This is a genomic window from Bradyrhizobium viridifuturi (assembly GCF_001238275.1).
Lineage (GTDB): Bacteria > Pseudomonadota > Alphaproteobacteria > Rhizobiales > Xanthobacteraceae > Bradyrhizobium > Bradyrhizobium viridifuturi.
The window spans coordinates 103,354-127,404 of record NZ_LGTB01000020.1; the positions used below are offsets into that span (position 1 = coordinate 103,354).

The following is a 24,051-nucleotide window of genomic DNA, read 5'->3' on the forward strand; positions in this document are numbered from 1 at the left end:
CTGTCACGGGGCTGGTTCGGGGCACAGCGGCGGAGTCGCAGCCGGACAAGCCAGATTCGGGGCGCACTGAGCCTCCCGCACCGCAAACAGCAATCAGGCACCGGTCAAGCTGACGCCCAGCCAGCAGGGACAGATCGGGCTCGAAACTTCGGTTGTGAAAGCCGCACCGCATCCTGAGCAGTTCCGAGCATACGGCGCGGTGCTGGACATCTCTCGCATCACGGAGCTTACCAACAGCTACGCCAATGCGCAGGCTCAACTCCAGACAGCGCAGGCCAAGCTCGAAGTCGCGAAGAGCGCATTCGACCGGACCAAGAATCTTGTCGACTCCGCCGCGCTCCCGAAAAAGGAAGCCGAAACCGCGGAGGGCACGCTGCGAACCGACAGGGCCGCGCTTGCCGCGGCGGAATCGCAACTCAGGACTCTCGCAGCAACAGCACAACAGGAATGGGGACCGGTGATCGGCCACGGAATCGTCGAGCGTTCGCCCGCGGTCGTGAGGCTGATCGAGCGCGATCAGTTTCTGGTTCAGGTGACGCTCCCGCCCGGCGTGAGTGTCACCGAGACTCCGGGAACGGCCCTCGCACAGGCGCCGACGCGCAATGCGAATATCGATCTGCAGTACATCTCCCCGGCAACACGCACCGACACCCGTATCCAGGGATTGAGCTATTTCTTCTCGGCGCCTGGCGACAGTGGTCTGCTGCCCGGCATGAACACCACAGTTTATGTGCCGTCGGGCACCACTTACGAAGGCGTGTTCATCGAGGATACCGCGATCGTGCGATGGCAGGGCCGATCGTGGGTTTACCTGCGCGTGAGCCCCGACAGCTTCCGACGTCATCCGATCAGCACGGATCAGCCGGTCTCGGATGACGACTACGTCGTCCGCGACATCCCGTCGGGATCCGAAATCGTCATCCGGGGTGCACAGGTCTTGCTGTCCGAGGAGGCCAAGAGCGAGCTTCGGAGCGGCGACGACAATGACTGACGGCACCGGCTCCGACCGTTCAGGACCGCAAGCCGCTCTCGTCGCGTTCGCCATCCGCTTCCGCGGCATCGTGCTCGCGCTTTCGTTCGCGCTGCTGGGCTACGGCCTGTTCGCGCTCGGCGAGGCCAAATATGGCGTCTTCCCCGAATTCGCACCGCCACAGGTTACTATCCAGACCGAAGCTCCCGGCCTTAGCCCGGAGCATGTCGAGATTCTGGTCACGCAACCGATCGAAACGTCGATCAACGGCCTAGCCGGGGTCGAAAGCCTGCGCTCGTCGTCGATCCAGGGCCTCTCCGTGGTGACGGTCGTCTTCCAGCCGGGCAGCGATATCTACCGGGCGCGCCAGTTGGTGACTGAGCGTCTCTCAGCCGTGGCCGCGCGGCTGCCACAAGGCGTGCAGCCGCCCTCGATGACACCGTTGACGCCGCTGGCCGGCACGGTGCTGGTCATTGGCCTGACGTCCGACCGGCGCTCGCTGATGGATTTGCGCACCGTTGCGGACTGGACCGTGGCAAGACGGCTTCTGGCTGTCACGGGCGTGGCACAAGTATCCACTTACGGCAAAGACGTCAGGTCCCTGCAGGTGCAGGTCCGTCCGGACGACCTGATCCGGTTCAGGGTCGGCATGAACGATGTACTCGCCGCCGCGCGCAAGGCGACCGGCGTACGGGGCGCCGGCTTCATCGATACCGCCAATCAGCGCGTCACGCTGCAAACCCAGGGACAGTCCCTGACGCCCGATCAGCTTGCCCGCACCGTTCTGCTGCACGAAGGCGGCGCAAGCGTGGTCCTCGGCGACGTCGCCACCGTCGTGACCGCTCCCGAGCCGCCGATCGGGGCCGCCCTCATCGACGGCGTGCCCGGCATCATGCTCATGGTGAGCCAGCAATACGGCGCGAATACGCGGGAGGTCACCACGCGGGCGGAAGCCGCCCTGCAAGAGCTTCGACCGGGCCTTGAAGCCGACGGTGTCAAACTCCACGCGGACATTTTCCGGCCTGCCAATTTCATCGACGCGGCGACCGAGAACGTGCTCAACGCCTTGTTGATCGGCGGGGCGCTCGTGGTCGTCGTCCTGTTCTTGTTTCTGTTCGACTGGCGCACCTCGATCATCAGCTGCACTGCCATTCCGCTCTCGTTGATAGCGGCCGTGCTCGCGCTGCAATGGATGGGGGAAACGCTTAACACGATGACGCTGGGCGGCCTCGCAATCGCGATCGGCGAAGTCGTCGATGACGCCGTGATCGGCGTCGAGAATGTGGTGCGTCGACTGCGCGAAAACCGCCGGGCGACAGCGCCGAGACCCGAGGCTCGCGTCGTGCTCGAGGCCTTCCTCGAAGTGCGTACCGCCGTTGCCTATGCGACATTTGCGGTGCTGCTGGTCTTCTTCCCGATCCTGACGCTTTCCGGTATTGCCGGCCGCCTCTTCGGGCCGCTCGGCATCGCCTACATCTTGGCCGTGCTCGCCTCGCTGGCAGTCGCCCTCACGGTGACGCCGGCGCTTTCCATGCTGCTTCTGGTCGGGAGGACCGGCGGACAGCGCCTGCATGAACCGCCCGCGGTACGGTGGTCCCGTCGCTACTACGAGGCCTTGCTGCGTCATATCGGCCGTTACCCGAAGCTGGTAACGGCGGCGGCCGCGGTTTTGACGATCGCAGGCGCTGCAATGCTGCCTTTCTTCGGCGGGACGTTCCTGCCGGATCTGCGCGAAGGCCATCTGATTCTGCACGTCTCAGCGATCCCCGGCACTTCGCTCGACGAATCGCTTCGGATCGGCAAGCTGATGACCGATACGCTTCTAAAAATTCCGGGTGTGCGCCGGGTGGCGCAGCATGCAGGCCGCGCCGAGGCCGGCATCGACACGGTCGGGCCACATTCCAGCGAGTTCGAGGTCGACCTGGAGCCGGGGCTCTCGGGTCGGGCGCAATCCGCCGCCGAGGCGCGCATCAGGGTCGCTCTTGCCGGCTTCCCCGGGGTCTCCTTCTCGAGCAAGACCTATCTGACGGAACGTGTCGAGGAGACCGTCTCCGGCTTCACCGCGGCGGTAGTCGTCAACATCTACGGGCCCGATCTCGATTTGCTCGAGCGCGCGGCGCGCGACGTCGCGCGAGAACTGGATGAAGTCGCGGGGGCCGCCGATGTGCAGCAACGATCCCCGCCGGGAATGCCGCAAGTGAATGTGACGCTTCGCCCGACGGATCTGCAGCGCTGGGGCCTTGATGCGGTCGAAGTGCTCGAACTCATTCGCACCGCCTATCAGGGCGATGTCGTCGGCCAGGGATATGAAGGCAACGCCGTCTTCAATGTCATCGTGATCCTCGACGCGCATGTCCGCGCCCGAGTCACTCAGATCGGTGACTTACCTGTACGCACGCCGAGCGGCGCTTACATTCTGCTGAAGCAAATCGCCGACGTCTACGAGACCTCGGGCCGTTATCAGATCCAGCACCTGAATGCGCAGCGCGTTCAGACCGTAACGGCGAACGTCAGCGGACGCGATCTCGAATCCTTTGTGGCCGCCGCCAAACGCAAGCTGGCCCGCGAGGTCACGTTGCCGCCCGGTGCTCACGTGGAATTTGCCGGTGCAGCCGAGGCGCAGGCGCGATCGCGGCACGATCTCATCATCAACTCCTTGCTAGCCGGGACAGGCATCGTCGTTCTTCTTGCGATGGTGACCGGCCATTGGCGAAATCTGTTGCTGGTCTTGATCAACTTGCCGTTTGCGTTTGTCGGTGGCGTGTTCGCACTGGCGTTGACCGGTGGCCTGCTTTCACTCGGATCGATGGTCGGCTTCGTTACGCTGTTCGGAATCACGCTGCGCAACTCGATCCTCATGATCTCGCATTACGAGCACCTCGTCCTGGTCGACGGTCGCGTGTGGGGGCTGGATACCGTGATCGAGGGCGCGGCCGACCGCCTCGTCCCGATCCTGATGACGTCTCTCGTGACTGGCCTTGGATTGCTGCCGCTGGCGATCGGTGCAGGAGAGCCGGGGCGTGAAATCGAGGGCCCGATGGCGGTCGTCATCCTTGGGGGTCTGATGACGTCGATGGCGCTGAGTCTGCTGGTGCTGCCGACCCTCGCGCTTCGATTTGCACGCTTCAAGAGCCGCCCCTGAGCGCGGGCAAGGCGCGCGATGATGCGCCGAGAAAGGATAGGTCGACAATGCCACGGCTTCGGCGGCATTCGCCATAGAAGCCGTGGCAGGTCGTCAATGGTGTCTTACTTGCGCGCTGCGCAGGCGTACATGTTGATTTCCATGCCCACCGGCACTTCGACGATCTTCGGTGTTTTCCAGGCCATTTCCTTCTCCCAAGTATAAGTTGGCGCAAGCCTCGCGCCGCACGGCAAGCTAGGGCTGGCCTTTCCAGGGCGCAAGCCGGCCGGTTAAGGACCCGACTTCGCTGCTGGACATGCCGAAGCGGACGACGGCTCGCTGACGTCCGTCCGGCTCTTGAACGGCCGGGAAATCCCGACGCTGATCTGTCAGGCATTTTCCGACTGCCGGGCGGCGACGCACGGATAAGCAGACCCGATTGCGCCGGCGACGTCTTGCCCAAGAGCGAAATCGCAACTTTTTTTTGTGATGCGCAGAATCCTGCATCAATAACCGGAGTCCACCCGGCACAATCCTGAGGCACGGACTTATTTGAGCAGGCGCAGCAGCGCCCGGCCGGCGCGCGTCTTCAGCTCTTTCGCATCCAGCGTTCCGTCGTTGTCGGGATCGGCGGCCTTGAAACGCTGCTCGACGACCGCGAGGTATTCGTCGAGCGTCAGGGTGCCGTCGTGATCCGGATCGGCCATCTTGAGCTCCTTCGCGGTCAGCCGTCCGCGCAATTCGCGGACGTCGAGCGTGCCGTCGTGGTCGGGATCGAGCTTCGCGAACAGGTCGGCGGCAGCCTTCTTGGCTTCGGCAAGGTCGACGGTACCGTCATTGTCGGGGTCGAGCATCTTGAGCGCGCTGCGGCCAACCGATGCGGCCAGAGCGGGACCGGACAGGACGGCAGCGGCCAAAGTCAAAGCAAGCGATCGGCGCGAAATCATCATTCGTCTCCCTTGAGTGCCGCTCCGCCGCGGACGCGGAGTGTGCCCTGTGATCAAGGCCCACCATAGCAGCTTCGACGAAGCTTCCTACAGCGCGTGCGACCAGCACGGCCTGTCGGGATTCGGGTGGAAAGAAACTGCCTCACGGCTCATCTGTGGCAGCCGGCCAGATGGCATTGCACCGGAACAAGCGAGGTAACCCATGCGCGGCATTTGCGGGACCATGTTGGGCTGCGTCGTCGCGCTCGGTCTGAGTGCGCCCGTGTCCGCGCAAAACACGGTCCCTGCCCCGGCGGCGAAGGCCGTCCAGCCGCGTGTGCTCACCGGCAAGGAACGGCTCGGACGCAAATGGACCGACGAGCAGCGCATCGACAATTGCAATGTGCCGCTGGACAAGCGGGGCACCAAGCCGCGGCCAAGTGCCTGCCCCCATGCACCGTCGAGCTGATCGAACCGTTCGCGCTGCGGCATAAGGTCGAGCCGACCGTGGCCTTGCGTATTCCACACGACGGTAAGCTACGGACGCATCAGCGGAAAAGTCGACGCCCTCGATCGGCTTTGCGCGGTGACTGGGGTTCGTTCACGTTTTCGTATTGACCCGTTTTGGTTTCAGGCCGATGGTTCCATCCGCAACGTCAGGATAGGCGTGCAGCAAAAGGTTCATTGGGAGGATAGGATGAGACGCATTGCGCTGGCCGCAAGCCTCGTGATTCTTGCATCTTACGGTGCAAGCGCTCAGACCAACGAGCAGTTGGTCAAGGGTGCGACGGATACATCGAACGTTCTCAATTACGGAATGGGTTACAACCTTCAGCGCTTCTCGACGCTGAACCAGATCAACAAGGACACCGTCAAGAATCTGGTGCCGGTCTGGAACTACAGCCTGAACGACGACCGCAGCGAAGAATCGCAGCCGCTCGTGTATCAAGGCGTCCTCTACGTCACCACGCACAACGCCACGATCGCGATCGACGCCAAGACCGGCAAGCAGATCTGGAAGACCAAGGTCGAATATCCCGCCGAGACGCCGCGCATCGTCTGCTGCGGCATCATCAATCGCGGCGCTGCCCTCTATGACGGCAAACTGTTCCGCACCACCCTCGACGCCAATGTGATCGCGCTCGATGCCAAGACCGGCAAGGAGCTGTGGCGCGAGAAGGCTGCGGACATCAAGGAAGGCTACTCGATGACGGTGGCGCCGCTGGTCGCCGACGGCGTCGTGATCACCGGCATCTCGGGCGCCGAATTCGGCACCCGTGGCTTCATCGACGGCTGGGATCCGGCCACCGGCAAGAAGCTCTGGCGGACCTACTCGATCCCGACCCCAGACGAGCCCGGCGGCGACACCTGGAAGGGCGATACCTGGAAGCTCGGCGGCGGATCGACCTGGATCACCGGCTCCTACGATGCTGAATTGAACACGGTTTATTGGGGCATCGGCAATCCCGGACCGTTCAACTCGGCCGTGCGTCCCGGCGACAACCTCTACACCTGCTCGGTGCTGGCGCTCGATCCGAAGACCGGGAAGATCAAGTGGCACTACCAGTTCTCGCCGAACAACCCGTTCGACTACGACTCGGTGGCCGAGATGGTGCTCGCCGACATGAATGTCGAGGGCAAGCCGACCAAGGTGCTGATGGACGCCAACCGCAACGGCTTCTTCTACGTGCTCGACCGCACCAACGGGAAGCTGCTCGCGGCCAATCCCTATGTGAACGTCAACTGGGCTACCGGCGTCGACCTGAAGACCGGACGGCCGATCGAGACCGACGTCGCCAAGGATGCGCGTGACGGCAAGAAGGTCACGGTCTACCCGTCGATCCTCGGCGGCAAGAACTGGGAGCCGATGTCGTTCAATCCGCAGACCGGCCTCGCCTATGCCAACACGCTCGCCTTCGGCGGCAAGTACAAGGCCGAGCCGGTGACGTTCAAGCAGGGCGAATGGTATCTCGGCATGGACCTCACCGACCCCTGGGAATGGGGCACCGGACCGCGCGGCCATCTCAAGGCGATCGATCCGATGACCGGCAAGGCGAAGTGGGAAGCGCCGAGCGATATTCCGCGCTTCTCCGGCGTGCTCTCCACGGCCGGCGGCGTGGTGTTCTCCGGTCAGTTGACCGGCGAGTTCGAGGCGTTCGACGCCGACAACGGCAAGAAGCTCTGGCAGTTCCAGACCGGCTCGGGCATCGAAGGACAACCGGTAACCTGGCAGCAGGACGGCGTGCAATATGTTGCCGTCACCTCGGGATATGGCGGCGTCTATTCGCTGTTCTCGGGCGACGAGCGGCTTGCCAAGGTGCCGCCCGGCGGCTCGGTGTGGGTTTTCGCGGTCAAGAACTGAGCGCGGAGCACACGTGACTGAAAGAGTAACCCTGTTGACGGCGGCGATCTTCGCCGCCGTCGCGGCGGCCTTGATCACCTTGATCCCGGCGGCCGCGCAGCAAGCCAGTGCAATCGACCTTGAAGGCCAGACCGACCAAGGCAAGGTCACCTACGCCAAGAACTGCTCGCATTGCCATGGTCCCAACATGGTCAACTCCGGCACCATCACGCCGGACCTGCGCGCGTTTGCCGGCGACAAGACGCGCTTCGTGACCACGGTGAAGCAAGGCAAGAACGGCAAGATGCCGCCCTGGGCCGATATCCTGAGCGAGCAGGAAATCGCCGACGTCTGGGCCTTCCTGTCGAGCCGGAGGACCCAATGAGGGCCCTGCTTGCCGGCATTGCGACGGCTCTGCTTCTCGCCACGACGGCGCTGGCGCATGCCGCCGACGCGCCGCTCAAAGTATGCCTCGACGAGGACCTGCCGCCCTTGTCGGCGCATCATCGCGGCAAACCGGACGCCGGCTTCGACGTCGCGCTCGCGCAAGCGATTGCCGAGCGGCTCGGGCGTCCGCTCAAGATCCAGTGGTTCGAGAGCAAGCTCGACGAGGATTCGAGCCCGGCGCTGGAAGCCAATGCCCTGCTGTCGGACGGACGTTGCGCGCTGGTCGGCGGCTACGCGCTCACCACGGATTCGCTGAAGGCGCCCGGCGTCACGACGGCCAAGTTGCCGGACTTCGATGGCGCGACCCGCGACGATCGCCGCCGCCGGATCCCGATCGGAGTGCTGGCGCCAAGTCAGCCCTACATCTATTCACCGATGACCGTCGTGCTCGGTCCCAAGGCCAAGGACAAGCTCAAGGACCGCAAGATCGCCAATATCGGCGATCTTGCCGGCCTTCGCCTGACTATCGAAAGCGGCACGCTGGGCGATGCCATCCTGATGACTTTCGACAAGGGAAAACTGATCGAGGACATCACCCACCTCGTTCCCGGACGCAGCGACCTCCTGGGAGACCTCGAGCGCGGTGAATTCGACGCCACGCTGCTCGACCTGCGCCGGTTCGACGCCTATCGCGCTGATCATCCCGACACCAAGATCACGGCGTCGGGATATTATTATCCGATCGGCGCCAACCGCGGCTACGTCGCGCTCGAAACCGACAAGGCATTGCTGGAGGCTGTCAACAAGGTGCTGTCCGATCTGCAGGCCAACGGCACCATTGCGAGCTCGGCAAGGCGGCAGGCCTCACCTGGCTTCCCCCGCGCGAGCCGATCATTCTCGGCGATGTCTGGCTGAAGATCCTGAACCGATGACGGAGGAGATGGCGGACTATCTCAAATAGCTCGCCAGGTTCATGCTCTGGATCTTGGAGATCGCCGAGTAGGACGCCGTCAGCTGCGCCTGATAAGTCGAAAGCTGCGCCGTTACGGCTGCGACGTCGACGCTGGTGAGGTTGGTCGACAGCGTCTTGGCAAAGTTCTGGTAGTCGCTCTGGTCGGTGCTGGCGGTCTCGATCTGCGACGCCGCGGTCGAAAGCTTGGCCTGCACGGTCGACGTTGCATCCAGCGCTGTGCTGGCGAGATCAAGCGCTTGCGTGATGTCGGTCGACGACAACGTCGTGCTGTTGCCGACGTATTTCAACAGCCGCATGACCTGTTCGAAGGCCGGATTGTCGGCGGTGACCCCGTAGGAAACGGACTGGCTGTCCGAAACCCGCACCGACGCGATCTCACTGTCACCCTTGTAATAGCTGGTATCTGATGTCGTCAGCGACCCGGTTCCGGTGTCGAAGCTCGATAGATTCGCGGGTGCCGTGTCGGTGCGGGCACCGCTGAAGACATATTCGCCGTCATACTGGGTATTGAGCAGGCCCTGCATCTGCGACATCGCCTGCTGGGCGTAGTTGATCACCGATGCAGTCGCCGTGCTGCTGCCCGTGGTAGCCGCGCTGAGCTGGGTCCGCAGCTGCGTGATGATATCGGTCACCGAGCCGACCGCCGAATACATCGCCTGCACCTTGTTGTCGGCGAGATTGCTGGCATCGATATAGGTCTGGGCGCGCGTCACCGAGACCTGCAGATTGATGACGCGACCGGCGTTGGAGCCGTAGCCGCCGAAATCCTCGGATTGCAGCCCGGAGGACTCCTGCACCTGCTCATTGGCCATCGCCGCCTGCAGGCGCAGCGCGCTTGATATCATCTGGTCCGACTGCGCGAAGGTGGCAACACGCATCAGCATGACGACGGCCTCACACTCAAGCTGCGGTCATCGCGGTCATCAGCGCCGAGAACATGGCGTTGATGGCCGTGATGATCTGGGACGCCGCAGCGTACTTGTTCTGCAGGGCACTCAGATTGGCGCTTTCCTGGTCGATGTTGACGCCGGATTGCGACGACAGCGAACTCGCATAGGTCGATTGCGCAGTCTGCTTGGCGGTGTAGGTCGACGACGCCTGGGTCGCCTTGCTGGCGACGTTGGCGATGATCGCGGCTGCATAGTCGGTGAACGAGCCGGTGGTGGCGCCGAGCCCACCCGCCATGGCAAAATTGGTCGACCCGGTCAGCGCGCTCGAGAGCGCGTTCACGACCGTTGCCGAGCCCGCGGACAGCACCGAGCTTCCAACGGACAACGTCGACGACGCGTCGAGTGTCGACGTCGGCAGCGTCGCCGTGCCGCTGAGGATGTCGCTGCGAACCGCGATGTTGGAAGCGCCGGTCCCCGTGATCAGGTCGTTGAGTCCGAAGTAATCCGAGAAGCCCTCGCCCGAACTGCCGACCGAGCTCGTCATCTGGTTGATGGCAATACCGTTGCCGGATCCAGTGGCAGAGATCGTCAGATGCCCGTTGGCATCGACCGATGCGGATACGCCCGAAATCCCGTTGATCGCGGTGGCGAGCGCGCCGACCGTCGTGTAGGACGCCAGATTGAGGTCCTGGTAGGACACCAGATTGCCGCTCTTGTCCGCGACCGCAATCCGCACCGTTCCCGTTGCCGACAGCGGTGTCGCGTTGCTCACGGTGGTGGTTCCGGTCAGGCTGGCCGGCGGCGGCATCGACGTGCCTTGGTTCGATACGGCGTTGACGCTCGCGGCCAACTGCTGGGCAAGTTCGTCGAGCTGCGACTGCGCGGCCGGCAATGTCTGGTCCCGCAGGGCGATCAGCGCGCTGACCTTGCCGGAGGTGATCTGCGAGGTGATGTCGACCCCGTTGACGGTGATGCCGCTGAAGCCGCTTGTCGCCGATCCCGCCACATACGTCGTCGATGCCGTGACATTGGACGTCGGCGTGTAGCTCAAGGGGTGCGCCGTGCTGTCGACCAGCGCCTGGCCCGAGCCGCTATAGATCTGCAGATCACCGCTCGAATTGGTGAAATAGCTCACGTTCATTTGCGACGCGAGGTCCTGCAGCGCGCTGTTGCGCTGGTCCTCGAGATCGGCGGTCGGCTGGCCCGCAGCCGCTTCCTGCTTGATCTGCTTGTTGAGGTCGGAGATCTGCTGCAGATCGGAATTGATGTCGCTGACCGACGAGGCGATGTCCTGGTCCGCATCGGCGCGCAGCTTCTGGATGCCGCTCGAGGTCTGCTGCAGCTGCGTTGTGACCGCGTTGAGCGCGCTGACGGCGTTCGACTGAAGCGAGGCGCTGCTCGGCGTGCTCGCCAGCGACGACAACGCCGATTCGAATGCTGCGAGCGTATTGGCCAGCGAGGTGCCCGTCGTGGAGCTGTCCCCGCTCGAGGTCGAGCCATAGAGCTGCTGGAGCTCGGTCAGATAGTTGTTGTTGGTGTCCGCGGCCCCAAGATCGGAATCGGCTCCGACCAGCGACTTCAGGAGCAGCTTGTCCACCGAGCTGCTGATCCCGGTGATCGTAACGCCGGTACCGACGCCAGCGGTGACGCTGCTGCTCTGGTTGGCGGTCTTCTCGGTATAGCCCTTGGTGTCGGCATTGGAGATATTGGCCGAGGCGATGCTGATCTGCACCTGCGTGGCTGACAGCCCGCTGAATGCGATGCTCCGTGCAATATCGAGCGACGACACGACCTACTCCCTCCAGCGCCGGCCCGATCAGGCCCGCACGTTGGTGCCATAGGACATCGCGGGCGTGACGCGACGGCCGCCGGCCCCATAAGGCGATACGTTGGCGAGCTGCTCACGGATCGCCTGCATGATTGCCTCGATCCTGCGATTGCTGGCATCGATCGCCGCGCGCAGCCGCATCACGTTCTCGTCCATCGCGACCCGGAGCTTCAGGATCCGGTCCAACAGCTGCTCGCGCAGCACGCGGTCCTGGACGTTGAGGTTCGCGGTCTTGCCGACGGCTTCGGCCACACACTGCTCGAACAGCGTGGCAAGCCGGTTCTTCTCGTCGACCTGCTTCAGCCGCGAGGCCGGCAGCCCCTTGGCGAGCTCGACATTCTCCTCGTTCACGATCGCGATCAGATTGTCGATCAGCGCGATCAACGACCTGGCGCGCTCGTCATTGCCCGCGGGATTGATCTTGATGTTGCGTTCCGGTGTCATGTCATCGCTCCCGTTCAAGCTAGTGTCCGCGACGCAGGGCGCTGACCGATCGTGCGCTGCGCCCATACGCGGTGATTGCCGTTACCCGGGCCGAAGCCCGGTTGAATTCCTGGTCGAGCCGTGCGCATTCGCGCATCAGCAGATCGCGCAAGGTTCCGATGTCGTCGAGCAGCGCGACGAGCTGCGCCCGGTCGTCCGCCTTGACGGCGCCCGCCCGCGCGGTCAGGCGCCGCAGCTCGCGCAACAAGGCATCTTCGCGGCTTGCGTTTGCCATCATCGCGACACCGCCGAGATCAGCGTGTCGAACATCTTGTTGACGGTGGTGATCACCTGCGACGCCGCCGAATAGGCTGCTGCGCCGAGATCATGTTGGAGAACTGGCCGCTGGTATCGGTGGTGCTGGATTCCAGTTCGCTGCCGTAGATCGTGCCCGCGCCGTTGGTCCCGGACGTCTGCAGCGTGGCGCTGCCGGAAGCCGCCGTCGCGGAATACATGCCGTCGCTCGCGGCGTTCAATCCGTTCGGGTCACTGAAGGTCGCGACCGCAATCTTGTAGATCGCGATCGTCTGCCCGTTGGAGTAGGTCGCATCGACTACGCCGCCCTTCCCGATCGCGATGCTGCTCAGCTTGCCGTAGGGAAGGCCATCGGGCGTAATGCCGGTGAGATTCACCTGCGGCGTCGTCTCGCCCGACGCGTATTGGGTGAGGCCGTCGGTCTTGCCGACGGTGCCGAGATTGAGCGCGATGCTGCTGTTGGCGGCGCCGTCGGTCCAGCCCGTCACCGAGATTGTGGGCGGGCTCGGATTCGTCGAAGCGAGCGAACCATCGCTATTGAAGGTGATGGCCACCGTGCCGCTGCTCGTCGTTCCCGTCGTGGTGCTCGAATTCGAAGCAAGCGTCGGGTTACCAAAACTCGCGGTCCAGGCATTGGCGCCGGTCTTGGTCCAGGTGATCTGGATCGAATTCGCGGTTCCGAGCGAGTCGTAGGCGGTCATCGAGCTGGTGAAGGTGGCACCGGTCGCGGCATCGGAGGGCAGGTTCGCTGCGATCGTCGCCTTCGTGGTGGCGCTGCCGCTGGTCGAGGCGACCTGGGTGTTGATCGGCCCGAGACTTGCGGCTGACGCATTGCCGATGATGTTGCCTTGCGCGTCGGTGCGCCAGCCCTCGAGGTAATTGCCGTTGTTTACGAGATAGCCAGCGTTATCGGTGGTGAACGCACCGTTGCGCGTATACGAGGTGGTGCCGCCGGCCGTCGCGTTGGTAGTGACGAAGAAGCCGCTGCCCTGGATCGCGACATCGGTCGCATTGGTCGTCGCGGACAACAGGCCCTGCTGGGTGATGTTGGCGCGGCCGGACACCGTGACGCCGCCGGACGTGTACGAGGTTGCGGTGTTCGACGCCGTCACCAGGTCTTCGAACATCGCAGACGTGGTCTTGTAACCCGTGGTGTCGGCGTTGGAGATGTTGTCGGAAATCATTGCCAGCGACTGGCTCTGCGAATTGAGCGCCGAGATCGCCGAGGAAAGTGCGCCAGTAAGACTCATGATAATACTCCGGTAGCAATCAGGACGTGACGCCGATGATGTTGGCGGCGCTGATCGGGACGCCGTTCACGAGCAGCGACGGCGTCGAGCCGGAAGCATCGATCCCGGTCACGATTCCCGTCATCGTGGTGTAGCTGAGCAGCGAGTTGCCGGCGGCGTCGGTCGCGGTCACCTGGATCGTGTACTGGCCGCCATTGCTGAGCTGGGTGCCGCTCGTGGTCTGGCCATTCCAGGTGAAGGTGTTGGAGCCGGCGTTTCCGGTCCCCTTGCCGCTCCACACCGTATTGCCCGACGAATCCTGGATCGCGATCGCGACGTTGGAAGCGGCCGATGTGAGCGAGTAGCCGAAGGTCGCCGAGCCGTTGGTCAGCTCCGCCGTGTTCGTCTTCGCCTCGACGGTGTGGCCGATATAGTTGACCGAGTTAAGCGTCACGAGGCTCGAGAACGAGCTCGCGAGCGACGTCATGCTGGCGTTGGTCGACTGCTGTTCGGTGAAGTTGGCGTAGGAGGTGAGCTGGTTGATGAAGTCGGTCGTGCTGGTGGCGTTCAGCGGGTCCTGGTTCTGCAGCTCGCTGACCAGCAGGTTGAGGAAATCGGTCGAGCTCATCCCCATCGACGCGCTCGCTGACGAGCTCGACGACGAGCTCGAGGCGGCGGAGGTCGCAGCAGAGGTTGCCGAGGAAACGGTCATGACAAGTCTCTCTTCGCCGCGGGCTAGGGCGGCGGAACGCGTTGGAACATTGGGTCGTGAAGTCGTTCGCAGATAAAACGGATGACGCGCCGATTTCAGGCGCGGATTCATCCGCCTGAAATCATTTGATTAATCGGCAGATTTTGCCGATCGACCGTGGCTCCGCGGCATGCAAACGCGCGCAGACCGCCTCGCCGCGGAACGGCGCGGAGTGCAACAAGAAATGAAAGCTCAGAGCGAAAGGCTGATCGGCAGATCCTGCTCGCCGAGCATCAATGCCGGCGGCGCCAGCGCGGGCAACAGGCACAGCGCCAGCAAGAGTGCAGGCAGCACCTTGCCCTGCTGGTCGGACTCGCCTTGGCCTTGCGCATCATTCAGCTGCGCCTCGGGCGAATCCGGCTCAGAGGCCGCCGCTTGTGGCCGTTCCTCTTGGGGCAGCTTCTCTTGGGGCAGTTTCGCGGCCGCGGTCACGATGCGATCGACCAGCCCCTTGGGGGCTCGAACCGGCGGCGCTGCGAGCGCCCGGCGCACCGCGCTGGCCTGCTCATAGAGCGTCCGCGCTTCGGCTGAGGAGGCAAGCAGCTGGACAGCGGCAAGACGTTGATCATCGGGCCAGCGGGACAGATCCTCCCCCAGCCGGTCGATCAGGTCTTCGAATGTCGCAACGTCCATCCCGCGCGCAGATCCAGCCTCGTCGCCAAGGCCGTCATAAAGCATTCGCGGGACGGCGGAAATCAATTTCCGCCGCCGGTGCGTCAGGTCCAGCATGGTGCTCACCGGGCGGCTCTTTTCCCCACCAGGACGCCCGCCCGGACACTCTGCCCCCACCCGGAGAAGCCGCTCCGCCGGGTGATTCGCGCCTTCGCCGCGCTCAGCGGCCGGCGGCTGATTCGAGCGTCTTGTCGGCTGTCTTGGCCTTGGCGGCCTTGCCGGCGGTTGCCTCGACATACTTCCAGGCGTCGCGGAGCTCGGTCAGGCTGGCGATGATGCGCCGGAAATTCTCCCTCGCCTGCGGCCGGCCGTAGGAGCGCAGGCACGCCATGATCAGGGCATTGTAGGTCCGGAACAGGCGATCGGCCATGGCGCCGCCGCGGGTGACGTCGAGATGGTGGCTCAGTCCGCGCAGGATCGCGGTCGCCCGCGTCAGATAGGCGTGCCCTTCCTCGAAGCGCTTCGCCTCGTGCGCGTCCAGCGCCTTCTGCAGAAACGTGATGGCGCCGTCGCACAGCATCACCACCGCCTTCAAGGGCGGCACCGCCACCGCGGCGGATCGGTAGGCATTGTTGGCGAGATAGGCCGTGGCATTCTGGGTCATTATTTACTCGATGATGCGTTCAGGAGGGCGCTCAGGTAGCCCAGCGTGTTGTTCGCGCTTTCGATGGCGGCCTGATAATTGGCGTATTGAAGCTGCAGCTGCGCCTTGAACGTCGCCGCATTGCTCTGGATGTCGCTGACCTGGGACTGCAGATCGGTGTCGCGAGACTGCAGATTGGTGATCAGCGTCTGCAACTGACCGGTGGTGCCCGCACTGGTGTGCGCAAGCTGGTAGAGCTGCGACGCAAGGCCCGATGTCGACGACACGGTGATCGATTGCGAGGTCGATCCGGTGTAGGTGAACGCCATGCCGGCGTAGATCGTGCCCGAGTTGCCGATGATGGTGTTGCCGACCACCGAAAAGCCGGAGCTGTCGCCGCCGACGGAGGCACCGCTCAGCGTGCCCGTCGAATCCACCGTGATATCGAGCGTGAAGGATTGCGGCGAGGTGCCGGTGTTGACGACGTTCAGCTGGCTCGACGACGTCGTGGTCTGCGCCGACAGCAGCTTGGTGACGCCGGTCAGATTCTGCGTCAACACGGTCGACAGCGTGCCGGTATCGAGCTGCAGCTCGTTGTTCTCGTTGAAGGACAGGCCGAGATCGGCCATCGTCATGCCGTTGACCGATCCGCTGAGCACCTGCTGGAGCTGGGTCATGATATCGCGCATCGTGCTGTCGCCGAACAGCACCGCGCTCGATGCGGCCGTGCCGTCGGAATTCTGCGCCGACTGCGCGATCACCTGGTCGCGAAACGCGTTGTAGTTGGTGACGAACGTCTGCAGCGCCGTGGTGATCTGGCTGGTATCGGTCTGGATGCTGATGTTCAGGCTGGTGCCGCTCGGCGTCGGCTGCAGCAGATCGAAGGTGACGCCGGACAGCACGTCGGAAATATCGTTGGTGTTGCGGGTGAGCGCGATGCCGTCGAGCGTGAACTGCGCGGACTGCGCCTTCTGCAGCACGTCGGTGAAGGCTCCGGTCGTGTCGGTGACGCCGAGCTTGTTCAGGATGTCATCGCCTGAGGTCGACGAATAGGTGATGTTGGCCGCGTCCTGGGTCCCCGTCAGAACCATCTCATAGGATCCGCTCGAGACCTGGACGATGGAGGCCTGGACGTTGGTGCTCGAGGTCTGGGCGTTGATGGTGTCGACGACGTCCTGCATCGACATCCCGCTGGTGATCGAGATCGCCGTGCTGCTGCCGCCGGCCAACCCGAGCGAAAACGTGCCGGAGAGGCCCAGCGCCGTCGACGTGCTCGACTGCGTGGAGCCGATCACCTTCTGCGCGGTCGCGAGCTGGGTGATCTGGAGCGTGTGATCACCGGTGGCCGAGCCGCTGTTGACGCTCATGTTGAGCGCCGAGGACGCGCTGACGTCGCCGGTGGAGGAAATCGTCGCTGAACGCGTGGCGAACGCGTTGGTGGCGATCGAGTTGATGATCGAGGTGCTGAGCGACGACAGCCCGGTGGCCAGTGTCGACAGCTCGGTCTGCAGGGACTGGTAGGCCGTGATCTTGGCCTGATTGGCGGTGATCGACGTGGTGATCGTGGTCGCTGCGGCCAGTTTGGCGTTGACTTCGGCGTCGATCAGCGCCGTCCAGTCGATACTGGCCGAATTGGTGGTACCGGTCGTGGTCACCGTGCTGGCGGAGCTCGCCGACGTCGTGCTTGATGTGCTCGAGGTGCCCGAGGTGGCGCTGCTAACCGTCATATCGACACTTCCGCCGCAATAGAAATCGGGCCGGCATCATGCCGGCCCGATTTGTCCGTCGAATTAGCCGAGCAGCTTCAGTAGGTACTGCGGCATCTGGTTCGCAGCGGTTTCCGCCGAGACTGCCGCCTGGGTCTTCACCTCGGCCGAGGACAGCGTCGCCTGTTCGGAGGCGATATCGACGTCCTTGATCGCCGAGTTGGCGGACTGCAGGTTCTGGGTCTGGGTCGAGATCGAGTCGGCCGAGAAGTTGAAACGGGATTCCTGGGCACCGATCTCGGCGCGGGCGGACGACACGGTGTCGATCGCGCTGTCGAGGGCCGACATCGCGCTGGTGGCGCTCGAAAGGCTGGAGACGTCGAGCGAGGTCACGCCGAGCGAGGACGCCGTCAGGCTGGTCAGGGTAATGGTGATGGTGTCGGCCGAGGTCGAGCCGACCAGCACCGAGACGCCCGACGAGAACACGCTCGAACCATCGAGCAGGCTCTGGCTGCTGTAGCGGGTGCCGGAAGCGATGGAGTCGATTTCGCCCTTCAGCTGCGTGAATTCCGAGTTGATGTAGGCGCGGCTGGAGTCGGCGACGGTGCCGGAGGCGGACTCGGAGGCCAGCGACTTCATGCGGGCCAGGATGTCCGAGATGTTGGAGGCGCCGCCGTCGGCGGTCTGCAGGATCGAGGTCGCCTGCGCGGCGTTGGTGGCGGCCTGCTGCAGCGTCGTGATATCGGAAGAAATACGGGTCGAGATCGCGAGGCCGGCCGCGTCGTCGGAAGCCGAGGTGATGCGCGAACCGCTCGACAGCTTCGACAGCGCGCTGGTTTCCTGCATCGAGTTGATGTTGAGGTAGCGGACCGCGGAGTTCGCGGCGGTATTGGTGGAAATTGCGGGCATGTGTAGCTCCTGTGGTGATGGGGCATGGCATGCCGCATCGTGAAAAGTGAGGTGACGCGGTTCCAGCCCCCGTCCGCCCGATCAAACGGGTCGGCCGCCGGTGGTCAGGCGCGAAATCTTCAGAAGCCGAAATTTATGGTTAGCAGTCGGTAAACGCGCCGCGCAGGTCACGCTCGTGCCGCTTGAGCATCTCGCGCAGCTGTTGCCGCCCGCGCTTAAGGAGCGACTCCACTGCGGCCACGGTCGTGTCCATCACCTCGCGATCTCGCCGTTGCTCATGTTCTCGTGATACGAGAGGATCACCGCGACGCGCTGCTGTTCGGGCAGCCGCTGCATCGCGACCTCCAGGAGATTGCCGATCTCGTTGCGCTCGATGACGGTGCTCGCGTCGAGCTGGGTGTCGGCGACCTCCGGCACGACGTCAACATTCTCGGTGCGCGGCTTGCGGCGCAGATCGATGCAACGGTTGCTGACGACGCGATAGAGCCAGGTCGAGAACTTGGCGCGGCCATGCTGCCAGCGGCCGCGATGTGTCCAAACCTTCAGCATCGTGTCCTGCACCACGTCTTCGGCATCCGCGGCGTTGCCGACGATGCGCAGCGCGATCGCGTAGGCGCGATCGACGTGACGTTCGACGAGAGCACGAAACGCCGCCTCGTCGCCGGCGGCGAGGCGGTCGAGCAGCTCCTTGTCCTCGTCCTGGATCTCGACGGTGTCGAGCGGGCCCGCATCGGCAACGGTGGGGACGTTGCTCCAGGGAGCAGCGGCTTCGACCGGCGCAGCCGCGGCCGCCGTGGCCTCCACCTCGACCGCTGCCATCACATCAAGCGCGTAACTCATCCGCCGCTCTCCAACCAACGCCGCTGGCACACATCCCATGCGGCTTCTGAGCGTTGAACGGAGGGCTGGAGCAAACCAGGCGAACTTTTTTTGTTATTTTTCAAATGCTTAGCTGGATTATTTTGCCGACCGCCCGGCAAAAGCTGCCGCTGCGCGGAGGCGCAGCCGGCAATTCTACGGAGTCTGGAGCAGTCGTTCAGCATCGCCTCGCATGCCCGCGGAAGAATTCGTCGCGTCGGAAAACGCTGTTGTCACATCAACTAACGCCACGCGAACACATGCATGCGCGGAGCATGCGAGTGATCCATCGCCGTTGGTCGCCATCTTGCATTCGATGAATGCCACTAGGCAATTTTTTCCGAATCACCATTTCGACGTTATCGGATTTTTTGAATCTGTCAGTCGCGAAGCGCGCGTTTTCGAATCCCGCATCAACTTTTTTGAATCATCGCGCCTGATTTGTCTCATGCAGGCGTTCAACGCATGAGGACTGGCGGGAATTTTGCGCATGACGATCATGACGGTCGACGCAACGCGTCGAGCGCAGAATGTTTCTGCATGTTCATTCGATGTTTTCGATACATTTCTGTTGCGCGCCTGCACGACGCCGGATGGCGTATTTGAAAGGGTTTTTCAGCTTTCGCGCGTTGCTGAAAAATTTCCGAATGTATCCGTCAGTTTCGTTCAGCATCGAATCCAGGCGGAGGCGCGTGCGCGCAAGCTGGCGTTGGAACGCAGCGGCTCCACCGAAGTCCGCATTGCCGACATTTATAAGTACTTTCCGTTCAGGCTGTTCGATCTGAGCCGCGATGCGTTGCAGGATCTCGCGCAGATCGAATTCGAAGCCGAGCTCGAGCTGTGCCGCGTCAATCCGGAAATGCTCGAGCAATATATGGACATGAAGCGCGGCGGTCTCCGCACCGGCTTCATCTCCGACACGTACTGGAGCACCGACCAGCTCGCGCAGCTGCTGCGATCCTGCAGCCCGGGACTGAGCTGGGATTTCCTCTACGCATCCTGCGATCACGGCAGCAGCAAGAGCGAGGCGCTGTTCGAGGCCTATCTCGCCGAGCAGGGTGTCGACGCCACGAGTTCGTTCCACATCGGCGACAATCACCACGCCGACATCAAGGGCGCCCGCCGCTACGGCATCCGTCCGCGCTACTATCCGCAGGCCAGCGCGGCATTGGCATCGAAGCTTCAGCGCGAAACATCGATGTTCGAATTGCTGTGTCCCGATCAGCCGTCGCGGCTCGATTGCGGCGCCCGTACGCTGCGACGCGTGGTGACGGCGCGCAGCGCCGAGCAGTCTCCGGCTTTCAACCTCGGCGTGACCGTGCTCGGCCCCGTCATGGCGGCGTTCGACGCATTCATCGAAGCGCGGCGGGCGACGCTGGCGCGCGAGGACGCGCGCGTTGCAGTCGGATTCCTCGGTCGCGACGGTCTGCTGCCGTATCGCGTCTGGCAATCAGGCCATGGCGAAACCGGTGCCTATGTCGAGATCAACCGTCGCGTCAGCCTGGTCGGGTCCGCCGATACGCTCGAGCCTCTCAGCGAGCTGCTGAGCCGCGTCGTCAAGATCGACGCGCCGACCTTCGTCGATATCGTCAAGGCGCAGCCGCCCGCCGTGATGAACTTCTTCGCGCAATATCCCGACGGTATTGCGAGCGGCCGCGAGCTCGCCGACGCCCTGCCCGACCTGATGGACCCGCGCGAAATCACCGATATCGCCGCCGGCGTCCGCGAGCGCCTGCTCGCCTATCTTCGCGCCAGGATCGCGGATTTCGACGGCTGCACCGACCTGATCCTCGTCGACCTCGGCTATTCCGCAAGCGTGCAGAAGTCGCTGCGGCGCATCTTCGATCGAGAGGGCATTCGCATCCGCCTGCACGGCGCGTATCTGCTGACGCTGGACGATGCGTTCGACGATATCGCCGATGACGACACCGCGGAAGGCCTGATCTCGGATCGGATCGTCACGCCGCATGTCAAGCGCATGCTGATCCGCAACGTTGCCTTGCTGGAGCAGCTTTGCTGCTCCGATGAAGGATCGGCGCGCGACTATCGCGGCGGTGAGGTGCTGCGCGAGGGCGATCAGCGCCCCGCGGCCCAGCTGGCGCTGGCGAATGAGGTGCAGTCCGGGACGCTGGCCTATGTGTCGCGCGCCCGCGAGCTGGCGCAGCGCTATGCATTGCAGCCCGACGCCGATCCCATTGTCGCGGCACGCTGGGCCGCTGCCGTGCTCGGACGCCTCCTGCTGCTGCCCGACGATGATGAGCTCGTGCTGCTCGGCGGCATCAAGCATGACGTCAACCTCGGCACGCAGGCTCTGGCGCCGCTGCTCGACGCCAACTTCATCAATGATTGCATCATCGCCCGGGGCCTCTCGACGGCGTGCACAGCTCCGGCCCCGCCGATGTGGCTGGCCGGAAGCTTTGCCGCGCTGTCGCCGGCGCACACCTATCTTTACACGCTGTTCGGCGCCAACCGCCTGCCCGCGAACGTGTTCGGCGAGGCGCAATGCGGGACCTTGCAGGTCGGCCTGTTCGGGCGCGACGGCCAGGCTGCGCTTGAAACTGTCAGCATCTATCATACCGGGCTCGGCGACCTTCGCCTGCGGATTCCGCTGTCGCGCCGCATGGCGGTCGCGACCATCGCGCTGCCGCTGGCAAAGCTCACCCGTCAAGGAATGCTTCACGGCATCACGGTGCAGTATGGCGCGAGCGCCGCGAAGGCTGCGGAGAGCTCGAACGTGAAGACGATCGCGGAAGCACGGCTCATGGACGCCGGCCTCGAGAGGTGCGGCCGTCAGTTCCGCGCCTCCAGTGACGACGGCATGCTGCTGATCCCGGTCGACAGCTTCGAAGACGACGTCGCGATCTACACGGTCGCGCTGACTGCCCTCGACCATGATCGCATCCTTTCGGTCGAGAACCGCGACGGTAACCGGGCGCCTGCGGCCACGCTGACCTGGCGCAGCGCCAACGGTGCGCAAGCAACCAGCGCCGAATGATTTGTCCGCCTGATCTGGCCGCCCCGCCCGTAGAAGGTTAACGAGGGGTAGCGCGGGCATGGCTTCGGCTGAGACGGTGCAAGCGGACGGCTTGCAGACGAATTTTGATCAATTGCTGGCGGAGAACGGCATCCGGATGAGCGCTGCGCAGCGCCGCCGGCTCGCCTGGCTGTCCGATCGGCTCGGAGGCGCGACCGTCCATCGGGCCGGTTCCGTGCCAGGGCGCGACCATGGCGTCATCATCCTCACTGAGCCGCCGAGCGGCCCCGCCGCCGAATTGCTTTATCGGTCGCTCCGCACCGATTGCGCGGTCGTCGTCCCCTTCGGCGAGAATCCCGCGTTCGATTTCCTGAAGTCCAAGCTCACGGACTTCGGGACGATCGGACCGAGCTTCGACGGCCCGCACGAGATGTGGTGGGGCGGCCTCAACTGGCGACCGATCGCACCGGCGGAGGGCTCGCGATCCGATGCGGCGCTGCGCGTGGTCTCCTGCTATCCCCGCGCTTGCGGCGATGACCATGCCGGCGCGCTCCGGGAGAAGCTGGCTGAATTCGAGATCGCCTGCGACATCGTACCGATCGACGCCGCCGATGGCGAGCACATGCGTCCATCCGACAAGTCGGGCTTCATGCTGCGGATGTGGGAAGAGCACCGCGAGCCGCTCCTGTTCATCGAGGCCGATGCAACGCTCAGCGAGCCGCCGCTGCTGCCGTCATTCCTCGATTGCGACATCGCGATCCACAAATGGAACCGGTGGGAGATGTCGGCGCGCACTCTGTATGTCGGCCGTTCCTCGGCCGCCGAAGCGCTGCTGCGCAGCTGGCATCACATCGCGACCGCCTATCCCGCGGTCTGGGAGGGCTACCTGCTCGACCAGGCCTGGAGCCTGACGTCATCGCAGACGGCGCTCGACACCGTCTGGCTGCCGCGCTCGTACCATGCCCCTGCGGAGGACGCCGGCACGCCTCGCCATACGACGATCGTTCACAACCTGCCCACCGACAACGGCGATCTCGGGCCCGACGCCGAGTTCGGCGTCGCAATGCGCCCCGCCCGGCGCGCCAGCCGCAGCGGCGGCCGCGACGCCATGATCGTGGTCAGGTCGCAGGCGGCCTCGAATGACGCGATCACCGTGATCATGCGCGATATCGCGACCAGCGACGCACGCGAGATGGCGGCCAGCATCGAGGCCGTCACCGGGGCATTCGCCGCCGATTGCGGCGGGTTCGGCCGGCTCGAGCTCGCGCTCTGTCCGTGGCAGGACGATATCCGCGCGGCGAAATCGGCAGCCACCAGCGCGAACAACCGGATCATCGAGATTGCGCCGTGGCAGACCTTGCCGGCCGACCTGTTCCGCACCGTGGGCCAATCCCGCGATGCCGGCAGCGTCGTCGTCATGGCCGGGCAGCGCGGCTAGCGGCACAAGAGCAAGAGAAGGACATCGACATCATGAAGACCATCATCCTTCTCACCGGCGTCGCCAGCCAGCAATTCGCACTCACCGAGCTGTTGAAGGCGCACAATCCCGCATTGTCGTTCCGCTGCGTGGTAACGGCCGAGGAGCTTGCGGCGATCGAGCCCGAGGTGTTGCGTGAGGCACGGCTGCTGGCCTTCACCACCAGCGTCATCGTGCCTGAGAGCATCCTGGCCGCGCTCGGCCATGGCGCCTATAATTTCCACCCCGGCCCGCCGCAATATCCCGGCTGGGCGCCGGCGCATTTCGCGCTCTATGATGGCGCACGCACGTTCGGCGCGACGGCCCATGTGATGGCCGCCCGCGTCGATTCCGGTCCCATCGTCGGGGTCGAGTCCTTCATCATTCCCGACAAGATCAGCGTGCGCGGGCTCGAGCAGATCGCCTATGTGCGGCTGGCCCATCTGTTCTGGCGGATGTCGCGCGAGCTCGCCCGTGATCCCTCGCCGCTGCAGGAGCTGGAGATCGCCTGGTGCGGCATCAAGAGCACCCGGCAGATGTACCGTGACATGTGCGAGCTGCCCGCCGGCATCAGCCCGGTCGAGCTGGCCCGCCGGATCCGCGCCTTCCACGACGACTTCCGCGCGATCCCGCTGACCGTCTCCGTGCACGGCATCCGCTTCGAGCTGGCGACGACCGCCACGCAGACGCCCGAGGCGCCGCAGGTGGTCTCGCCGCCCCTTGCAGCTGCCTCCTAGCG

Annotated in this window: 21 protein-coding genes and 3 pseudogenes; 10 read left to right on the forward strand and 14 right to left on the reverse strand. The window is 64.1% G+C overall.

Features of this window, described 5'->3' with window-relative positions; all coding sequences use genetic code 11:
• Positions 1 to 154 precede the first annotated feature (154 nt).
• Both ALC15_RS19570 and ALC15_RS19575 read left to right on the forward strand, forming a co-directional pair.
• Complete coding sequence (locus ALC15_RS19570) at positions 155 to 991, forward strand: efflux RND transporter periplasmic adaptor subunit (protein WP_244486159.1); 837 nt, start codon at positions 155 to 157, stop codon at positions 989 to 991.
• The gene (locus ALC15_RS19575; protein WP_050628655.1) at positions 984 to 4,112 is read left to right on the forward strand and encodes an efflux RND transporter permease subunit; all 3,129 of its coding nucleotides are present in this window, start codon (positions 984 to 986) and stop codon (positions 4,110 to 4,112) included. Before ALC15_RS19570 ends, ALC15_RS19575 begins: the two co-directional genes overlap by 8 nt.
• 104 nt (positions 4,113 to 4,216) lie before the next feature.
• Here the strand turns inward: ALC15_RS19575 and pqqA are convergent, their stop codons facing one another.
• Complete coding sequence (pqqA, locus tag ALC15_RS42005) at positions 4,217 to 4,297, reverse strand: pyrroloquinoline quinone precursor peptide PqqA (protein WP_009031067.1); 81 nt, start codon at positions 4,295 to 4,297, stop codon at positions 4,217 to 4,219.
• Between the two features lie 342 nt (positions 4,298 to 4,639).
• Positions 4,640 to 5,038, reverse strand: coding sequence for a lanmodulin LanM (lanM, locus tag ALC15_RS19580; RefSeq protein ID WP_050628687.1), 399 nt, complete (start codon positions 5,036 to 5,038; stop codon positions 4,640 to 4,642).
• A 202-nt stretch (positions 5,039 to 5,240) separates the two neighbouring features.
• On the opposite strand from lanM, the gene ALC15_RS19585 reads away from it, so the two are divergent.
• The 4 genes and pseudogenes from ALC15_RS19585 (at position 5,241) to ALC15_RS19600 (ending at position 8,677) form a co-directional block, all read left to right on the forward strand.
• Entirely contained in the window at positions 5,241 to 5,486 is a 246-nt protein-coding gene (locus tag ALC15_RS19585) for a hypothetical protein (RefSeq protein WP_050628656.1), read from the forward strand.
• A 228-nt stretch (positions 5,487 to 5,714) separates the two neighbouring features.
• Complete coding sequence (locus tag ALC15_RS19590; RefSeq protein ID WP_050628657.1) at positions 5,715 to 7,379, forward strand: methanol/ethanol family PQQ-dependent dehydrogenase; 1,665 nt, start codon at positions 5,715 to 5,717, stop codon at positions 7,377 to 7,379.
• Positions 7,380 to 7,449: 70 nt separating this feature from the next.
• On the forward strand, positions 7,450 to 7,743 hold the full coding sequence (locus ALC15_RS19595) for a c-type cytochrome (RefSeq protein WP_244486165.1): 294 nt from the start codon (positions 7,450 to 7,452) through the stop codon (positions 7,741 to 7,743).
• Positions 7,740 to 8,677 (forward strand): annotated as a pseudogene (locus ALC15_RS19600) (substrate-binding periplasmic protein). Before ALC15_RS19595 ends, ALC15_RS19600 begins: the two are co-directional and overlap by 4 nt.
• Positions 8,678 to 8,693: 16 nt before the next feature.
• Here the strand turns inward: ALC15_RS19600 and ALC15_RS19605 are convergent.
• The 11 genes and pseudogenes from ALC15_RS19605 to ALC15_RS19655 form a co-directional block, all read right to left on the reverse strand.
• Entirely contained in the window at positions 8,694 to 9,602 is a 909-nt protein-coding gene (locus ALC15_RS19605; protein WP_050628659.1) for a flagellin, read from the reverse strand.
• Between the two features lie 16 nt (positions 9,603 to 9,618).
• Positions 9,619 to 11,397: a flagellar hook-associated protein FlgK gene (gene flgK, locus ALC15_RS19610; RefSeq protein WP_050628660.1), complete on the reverse strand. Its 1,779-nt coding sequence runs from the start codon at positions 11,395 to 11,397 to the stop codon at positions 9,619 to 9,621.
• 27 nt (positions 11,398 to 11,424) lie between these two features.
• The gene (locus tag ALC15_RS19615; protein ID WP_050628688.1) at positions 11,425 to 11,880 is read right to left on the reverse strand and encodes a hypothetical protein; all 456 of its coding nucleotides are present in this window, start codon (positions 11,878 to 11,880) and stop codon (positions 11,425 to 11,427) included.
• A 19-nt stretch (positions 11,881 to 11,899) separates the two neighbouring features.
• Positions 11,900 to 12,157 carry a hypothetical protein gene (locus tag ALC15_RS19620; RefSeq protein WP_347336300.1) on the reverse strand — a complete coding sequence of 86 codons (258 nt, stop codon included), beginning with the start codon at positions 12,155 to 12,157 and terminating at the stop codon, positions 11,900 to 11,902.
• Positions 12,154 to 13,424 (reverse strand): annotated as a pseudogene (gene flgE / locus ALC15_RS19625) (flagellar hook protein FlgE). The gene ALC15_RS19620 and the pseudogene flgE overlap by 4 nt, the downstream one beginning before the upstream one ends.
• A gap of 19 nt (positions 13,425 to 13,443) precedes the next feature.
• A complete protein-coding gene (locus ALC15_RS19630) occupies positions 13,444 to 14,115 on the reverse strand; it encodes a flagellar hook assembly protein FlgD (RefSeq protein ID WP_050628662.1) in 672 nt (223 codons plus the stop codon).
• Positions 14,116 to 14,346: 231 nt separating this feature from the next.
• Positions 14,347 to 14,883: a hypothetical protein gene (locus tag ALC15_RS47625; protein WP_347336301.1), complete on the reverse strand. Its 537-nt coding sequence runs from the start codon at positions 14,881 to 14,883 to the stop codon at positions 14,347 to 14,349.
• A 103-nt stretch (positions 14,884 to 14,986) separates the two neighbouring features.
• Complete coding sequence (locus ALC15_RS19640; RefSeq protein WP_050628663.1) at positions 14,987 to 15,430, reverse strand: flagellar export chaperone FliS; 444 nt, start codon at positions 15,428 to 15,430, stop codon at positions 14,987 to 14,989.
• Positions 15,430 to 17,136: a flagellar filament capping protein FliD gene (gene fliD / locus ALC15_RS19645; RefSeq protein WP_050628664.1), complete on the reverse strand. Its 1,707-nt coding sequence runs from the start codon at positions 17,134 to 17,136 to the stop codon at positions 15,430 to 15,432. The genes ALC15_RS19640 and fliD overlap by 1 nt, the downstream gene beginning before the upstream one ends.
• A gap of 63 nt (positions 17,137 to 17,199) precedes the next feature.
• Positions 17,200 to 18,024 carry a flagellin gene (locus ALC15_RS19650; protein WP_050405219.1) on the reverse strand — a complete coding sequence of 275 codons (825 nt, stop codon included), beginning with the start codon at positions 18,022 to 18,024 and terminating at the stop codon, positions 17,200 to 17,202.
• Positions 18,025 to 18,163: 139 nt separating this feature from the next.
• Positions 18,164 to 18,864, reverse strand: a pseudogene (locus ALC15_RS19655) (RNA polymerase sigma factor).
• Positions 18,865 to 19,075: 211 nt separating this feature from the next.
• Between ALC15_RS19655 and ALC15_RS45480 the strand changes: the two are divergent.
• Positions 19,076 to 19,351 carry a hypothetical protein gene (locus ALC15_RS45480; protein WP_128089537.1) on the forward strand — a complete coding sequence of 92 codons (276 nt, stop codon included), beginning with the start codon at positions 19,076 to 19,078 and terminating at the stop codon, positions 19,349 to 19,351.
• 75 nt (positions 19,352 to 19,426) lie between these two features.
• On the opposite strand, the gene ALC15_RS46335 is transcribed toward ALC15_RS45480, so the two are convergent.
• On the reverse strand, positions 19,427 to 19,753 hold the full coding sequence (locus ALC15_RS46335; protein ID WP_244486160.1) for a hypothetical protein: 327 nt from the start codon (positions 19,751 to 19,753) through the stop codon (positions 19,427 to 19,429).
• A 3-nt stretch (positions 19,754 to 19,756) separates the two neighbouring features.
• Between ALC15_RS46335 and ALC15_RS19660 the strand changes: the two genes are divergently transcribed.
• The 3 genes from ALC15_RS19660 to ALC15_RS19670 are packed head-to-tail and all read left to right on the forward strand — an operon-like array spanning position 19,757 to position 24,049.
• Positions 19,757 to 21,877 carry a hypothetical protein gene (locus ALC15_RS19660; RefSeq protein ID WP_244486161.1) on the forward strand — a complete coding sequence of 707 codons (2,121 nt, stop codon included), beginning with the start codon at positions 19,757 to 19,759 and terminating at the stop codon, positions 21,875 to 21,877.
• A gap of 58 nt (positions 21,878 to 21,935) precedes the next feature.
• Entirely contained in the window at positions 21,936 to 23,294 is a 1,359-nt protein-coding gene (locus ALC15_RS19665) for a hypothetical protein (protein ID WP_050628666.1), read from the forward strand.
• A 29-nt stretch (positions 23,295 to 23,323) separates the two neighbouring features.
• Positions 23,324 to 24,049, forward strand: a complete 726-nt coding sequence (locus ALC15_RS19670; protein ID WP_050628689.1) for a formyltransferase family protein — start codon at positions 23,324 to 23,326, stop codon at positions 24,047 to 24,049.
• The last annotated feature ends 2 nt before the right edge of the window (positions 24,050 to 24,051 follow it).